This window comes from Nitrobacter sp. 62-13 (genome assembly GCF_001896955.1).
Lineage (GTDB): Bacteria > Pseudomonadota > Alphaproteobacteria > Rhizobiales > Xanthobacteraceae > Nitrobacter.
The window spans coordinates 1-5548 of sequence record NZ_MKRN01000185.1 but is presented as its reverse complement, the minus strand read 5'-3'; the positions used below and the strand labels follow the sequence as shown (position 1 = coordinate 5548).

The following is a 5548-nucleotide window of genomic DNA, read 5'->3' as shown; positions in this document are numbered from 1 at the left end:
CCGTGGTCTACGGCGTCAACCACGACAAGCTGACCAAGGACCATCTGGTGGTCTCGAACGGCTCCTGCACCACCAATTGCCTCGCGCCGGTCGCCAAGGTCATCAACGACCTGGTCGGCATCGAGACCGGCTTCATGACCACGATCCATGCCTATACCGGCGACCAGCCGTCGCTCGACACCATGCACAAGGACCTCTACCGCGGCCGCGCCGCGGCGCTTTCGATGGTCCCGACCTCGACCGGCGCCGCTCGCGCGATCGGCCTGGTGCTGCCGGAACTGAAGGGCAAGCTCGACGGCGTCGCCATCCGCGTGCCGACGCCGAACGTCTCGGTGGTCGATCTCAAGGTGATCGCCAAGAAGGCGACCACCGCGCAGGAGATCAACGAGGCGATGAAGCGCGCCGCTTCGCAGGAGCTGAAGGGCATTCTCGGCACCACCGACCAGCCCAACGTCTCCAGCGACTTCAACCACGATCCGCATTCCTCGACCTTCCACATCGACCAGACCAAGGTGCAGAACGGCACGCTGGTGCGCGTGCTGTCGTGGTACGACAACGAATGGGGCTTCTCCAACCGCATGACCGACACCGCGGTCGCGATGGCCAAGCTGATCTGAGACAAGGTCCCGGACGCATCGCCCAAGCGCCGCGATGCGTCCGGAATCGTTCAACCCGCATTTTTTTCCTGCGTAGCGGTCCCGGCTCTGCGGCGCACCGTTCACGCACCGCGTCCGGGATACCCAGCCATGACAAAACCCTTCCGCACCCTTGACGACGTTGACGTAAGCGGAAAGCGCGTGCTGCTGCGCGTCGACCTCAACGTTCCCATGGAGCAGGGGCGCGTCACCGACACCACGCGGCTGGAGCGCGTGGCGCCGACGATCGCGGAAATCGCGGACAAGGCCGGCAAAGCGATCCTGCTGGCGCATTTCGGCCGGCCCAAGGGTCCCGACGCCAAGGATTCGCTGAAACCGGTGGCGGCCGAACTTTCGAAAGTGCTGGGCAAGCCGGTGGCATTCGCCGACGATTGCATCGGCGACGTCGCGCAGAAGGCCGTCGCCGCGATGAAGAACGGCGACATTCTTTGCCTGGAAAATACCCGATTCCACAAGGAGGAGGAGAAGAACGATCCGGCCTTCGTCGCCGAACTGGCCAAGCTCGGCGACATCTGGATCAACGACGCCTTCTCCGCCGCGCATCGCGCCCACGCCTCGACCGAGGGCCTCGGCCACAAGCTTCCGGCCTATGCGGGACGCACCATGCAGGCCGAACTCGAGGCGCTGAACAAGGCGCTCGAGGCGCCGACGAAACCCGTCATCGCCATCATCGGCGGCGCGAAGGTCTCGACCAAGATCGACCTTCTGGAAAACCTCGTCAGCAAGGTCGATGCGCTGGTGATCGGCGGCGGCATGGCCAACACCTTCCTGCACGCGCAGGGCGTCAACGTCGGCAAGTCGCTGGCGGAAAAGGATCTCGCCGCGACCGCGCTGCGCATCCTCGACAAGGCCCAGGCCGCCAACTGCGCCATCATCCTGCCGGTCGACGCCACGGTGGCGTTCCATTTCGCCGCCAATGCGCCCTCCCACGCCTACGGGCTGGACGCGATCCCGGCCGACGGCATGATCCTCGACGTCGGCCCGCAGTCGGTGGAACGCGTTCATTCCGCCATCGACGACGCCGCGACGCTGGTCTGGAACGGCCCGCTGGGCGCGTTCGAACTGACGCCGTTCGATCGCGGCACCGTGGTCGCCGCGCGCCACGCGGCCGCCCGCACCAAGGCCGGAAAACTGGTATCCGTCGCAGGCGGCGGCGATACGGTCGCGGCGCTGAACCAGGCCGGGGTAGCCGGCGACTTCACCTATGTCTCGACCGCCGGGGGCGCCTTCCTGGAGTGGATGGAAGGCAAGCCGCTGCCCGGCGTGGAGGTGCTGCGGGCAAAATGACGCTCCTTCTCGCGGCAAAATGAGTTGCAGCGTCAGAAGGCCGCAATTCTCATGCCTGTATGGGTCTCGGAACCGACATCCCGGTTTCGAACACGCAGGAGGAGACGCCCATGAATCTCGCCGACCTCAACAAGGTTGCCCAAGCCATGGTCGTGCCCGGCAAGGGCATTCTCGCCGCCGACGAATCATCCGGCACCATCACCAAACGGTTCGACGCGATCGGCGTGACGTCCACCGAGGACAGCCGTCGCGACTACCGCGAAATGCTGTTCCGCTCAACCGACGCCATGACGCATTACATCTCCGGCGTCATTCTCTATGACGAAACCATCTGGCAGAACGCCAAGGACGGCACGCCGCTCATCAAGCTGATCGAGCAGGCAGGCGCCATTCCCGGCATCAAGGTCGACGAAGGCACGCAGCCCCTGCCCGCATGCCCCGGCGAACTCGTGACCGTCGGACTGGACCGGCTCGCCGAGCGATTGAAGAAATATTACGAGCGGGGCGCACGCTTTGCGAAGTGGCGCGCGGTGATCGACATCAACGCGGGCGGCATTCCGAGCATGACGGCCGTGGGCGTCAACGCCCATGCGCTGGGACGCTATGCCGCGCTGTGCCAGGCCGCCCAGATCGTGCCGATCGTCGAGCCGGAAGTGCTGATGGACGGCGATCACGACATCGACCGCTGCCTTGAGGTCACGACGCGGGTGCTCAACGTGACGTTCCAGGAACTGCGCAAGCAGCGCGTCGCGCTGGAAGGCATGATCCTGAAGCCGAACATGGCGATCTCAGGCAAGAAATGCGCGAAGCAGGCGTCGGTGCAGGAAGTCGCGGACAAGACCGTGCGCATGCTGAAGGCCTGCGTGCCGGCCGCCGTCCCGGGCATCGCCTTCCTGTCCGGCGGACAGTCGGACGAGGAAGCCACCGCCCATCTCGACGCGATGAACCGGATCGGCAACCTGCCGTGGAAGCTCACCTTCTCCTATGGCCGCGCGCTGCAGGCCGCGCCGCAGAAGGCGTGGGCCGGCAAGGCCGAGAACGTCGCCGCCGGACAACGCGCCCTCAATCATCGTGCCCGGATGAATTCGCTTGCCAGCAGGGGCGAGTGGCAAGCCGATCTGGAAAAGAAGGCCGCGTGAGGCTTTCCGCACGGACCTGATTTTGCCGTCATTGCGAGCGAAGCGGAACGCGCGGCGGTCGCATGCATGACGAGCGACTTTTCACCTCTTCCGCCAGCGGGAGCAGGAGTTCGCAAATGTCGGATAATGATGCGTTCCGCCTGCCACGCGGGACGCTCGAGACGTTCAGGCTCTAGATGTCGCCAAAGGCCGCTCCACCGCGTCCCGTCCCGAGGCTTTACCTCGCGACGCCCGTCATCGACGATCCGTCGCAACTGACGGCGCGGCTTGCCGCGCTGGTCGCGGGCTTCGATGTCGCAGCCGTCCTGGTGCGGCTTTCGGCTGCCGATCCGCGCACGTTGATTTCGCGCATCAAGGCGTTGGCCCCGGCGATCCAGGCCGGCGGCGCGGCGCTGCTGCTCGACGGCCACGCCGATCTGGTGGCGCGCTCGGGCGCCGACGGCGCGCATCTCGCCGGCATCGATGCGTTGCAGGAGGCGCTACCGGCGCTGAAACCCGATCGCATCGCCGGGGCCGGCGGGCTGTCGACGCGCCACGACTCCATGATCGCGGGCGAGGCCGGCGCGGACTACGTGTTGTTCGGCGAGCCCGACCAGACCGGCGAACGGCCGTCCGCCGACGCGATCGCGGAGCGGCTCAAATGGTGGGCCGAACTGTTCGAACCTCCTTGCGTCGGCTATGCCGCGAGCTGTGAGGAGGCGCGCATCTTCGCCGCATCCGGCGCGGATTTCATCCTTGCCGGCGACTTCGTCTGGAACGATCCGCGCGGCGCGGAGACGGCGCTGGCGGGGGTCGCCGAGGCGATCACGCAGGGTCGCGGATCGCAAGACGGCCAGACGGTACCCGCAACGGAGGCGGAGGGGGGCGCGGCCGGATGACCGTCCTGCTGCATCCCGTTGCCCGTCCTCTTGCCATTGTCGCGAGCGTTCTCATGCTCGGGGGAAGCGCGCTGGCGCAGCTCCAGCTGACGCCACAGGCAACCGACGCGACGTCCCGGCCGAGCAAGAGCGTCAGGACCAAACCCGTCAAGCCTCCAGCGCCGCCGAAGGAAGCCGCGACGCCCGCGAAACCGTCCGCCACAGCGGAAAAAAAACACGAGCCGCAAGCTCCCGACAATCCGAACGCCGATCTGGTCTATGGCGCCTATCAGCGCGGCCTGTACAAGACCGCGTTCGACCTCGCGATGAAGCGGGCGCAGGACAACAAGGACCCCGCCGCCATGACCATGCTCGGCGAGCTTTACGCCAACTCGCTGGGCATCAAGCGCGATTACGGCAAGGCGATCGAGTGGTACCGGCGCGCAGCCGATCTCGGCGACCGCGAAGCGATGTTCGCGCTCGCCATGCTGCAAATCAGCGGGCACGGCGGAGCGCCGGACCGGGCTGGCGCCGTGAAACTGCTGGCCTCCTCGGCCAAGCTCGGCGAGCCCAAGGCGGCCTATAACCTCGCGCTGCTCTACATGGACGGGCAGACGCTGCCGCAGGACTTCAAACGCGCCGCCGAATTGCTGCGGTTCGCCGCCGATGCCGGCAGCCCGGAGGCGCAATACGCGCTGGCGACCTTCTACAAGGAGGGCACCGGCGTCGAAAAGAATCTGTTCACATCGGTGCGGCTGCTGCAGGCGGCCTCGCTCGCCGGCAACGTCGATGCAGAAGTCGAATACGCCATCGCGCTGTTCAACGGCACAGGCACCGAGAAGAACGAGGCGGCCGCGGTGTCGCTGCTGCGCAAGGCCGCCAGGCAGAACAGCGCAATCGCGCAGAATCGCCTCGCCCACGTCCTCGTCACCGGCATGGGAGCGCCGATGGACAAGGTCGAAGGCTTTAAATGGCATATCGTTGCGAAAACCGCCGGCAAGGGCGATCTGATGCTTGACGAGGCGATGGCGCAGGCAACGCCGGAAGAACGGGCCAAGGCCGAGGACGCCGCCCGCAAATGGCTCGGAGTCAAATGACGCCTTGACGGAGCGGCTTGCGCAGGGCACCCAGTCCGCACCCTTCATCCGAGCCGAAAATCATGCTGCAATCCGCCCTCATGAACGTCATGGTCAAGGCCGCGCGCCGCGCAGGCCGCAGCCTGAAACGCGATCTCGGCGAGATCGAAAATCTCCAGGTGTCGCTGAAGGGACCGGCGAATTTCGTCAGCCTCGCCGACAAGCGCGCGGAGGAAATCATTTATGAGGATCTCAGCAAGGCGCGTCCCGGCTATGGCTTTTTCGGCGAGGAAGGCGGCAACCGCGAGGGCACGGACAAGAGCCACACCTGGATCGTCGATCCGCTCGACGGCACCACCAATTTCCTGCACGGCATTCCGCATTTCGGCATCTCGATCGGCCTGCAGCGCGACGGCGTGCTGATCGCGGGGCTGGTCTACAATCCGGCGACCGACGAACTCTACACCGCCGAGCGTGGCAAGGGCGCATTTCTCAACGACCAGCGGCTGCGCGTGGCCGGGCGGCGCCAGATG

General features: G+C 66.1%; 6 protein-coding genes. All 6 read left to right on the top strand.

Translation table 11 applies throughout. The annotated features are described in order from the left end of the window. Window positions 1-617, top strand: a 617-nt coding sequence (locus BGN91_RS13885; protein WP_292614071.1) for a type I glyceraldehyde-3-phosphate dehydrogenase, incomplete at its 5' end; no start/stop codon positions are given. A gap of 129 nt (window positions 618-746) precedes the next feature. Further along, window positions 747-1943 (top strand): phosphoglycerate kinase, encoded by a 1197-nt coding sequence (locus BGN91_RS13880; RefSeq protein ID WP_292614069.1) that lies wholly within the window; start codon window positions 747-749, stop codon window positions 1941-1943. 110 nt (window positions 1944-2053) lie between these two features. Then, window positions 2054-3082 carry a class I fructose-bisphosphate aldolase gene (locus BGN91_RS13875; RefSeq protein ID WP_292614066.1) on the top strand — a complete coding sequence of 343 codons (1029 nt, stop codon included), beginning with the start codon at window positions 2054-2056 and terminating at the stop codon, window positions 3080-3082. A gap of 176 nt (window positions 3083-3258) precedes the next feature. Beyond that, a complete protein-coding gene (locus BGN91_RS13870) occupies window positions 3259-3960 on the top strand; it encodes a thiamine phosphate synthase (protein WP_292614064.1) in 702 nt (233 codons plus the stop codon). After that, on the top strand, window positions 3957-5036 hold the full coding sequence (locus BGN91_RS13865) for a tetratricopeptide repeat protein (RefSeq protein WP_292614062.1): 1080 nt from the start codon (window positions 3957-3959) through the stop codon (window positions 5034-5036). Before BGN91_RS13870 ends, BGN91_RS13865 begins: the two co-directional genes overlap by 4 nt. A gap of 62 nt (window positions 5037-5098) precedes the next feature. Further along, window positions 5099-5548, top strand: a 450-nt coding sequence (locus tag BGN91_RS13860; RefSeq protein ID WP_292614060.1) for an inositol monophosphatase family protein, incomplete at its 3' end; no start/stop codon positions are given.

Excerpts from the sequence above, each read along its gene's own strand:
- BGN91_RS13880 (WP_292614069.1), top strand. The coding sequence starts at position 747 with ATGACAAAACCCTTCCGCACCCTTGACGACGTTGACGTAAGCGGAAAG.
- BGN91_RS13875 (WP_292614066.1), top strand. The coding sequence starts at position 2,054 with ATGAATCTCGCCGACCTCAACAAGGTTGCCCAAGCCATGGTCGTGCCC.
- BGN91_RS13865 (WP_292614062.1), top strand. The coding sequence starts at position 3,957 with ATGACCGTCCTGCTGCATCCCGTTGCCCGTCCTCTTGCCATTGTCGCG.
- BGN91_RS13870 (WP_292614064.1), top strand. The coding sequence starts at position 3,259 with ATGTCGCCAAAGGCCGCTCCACCGCGTCCCGTCCCGAGGCTTTACCTC.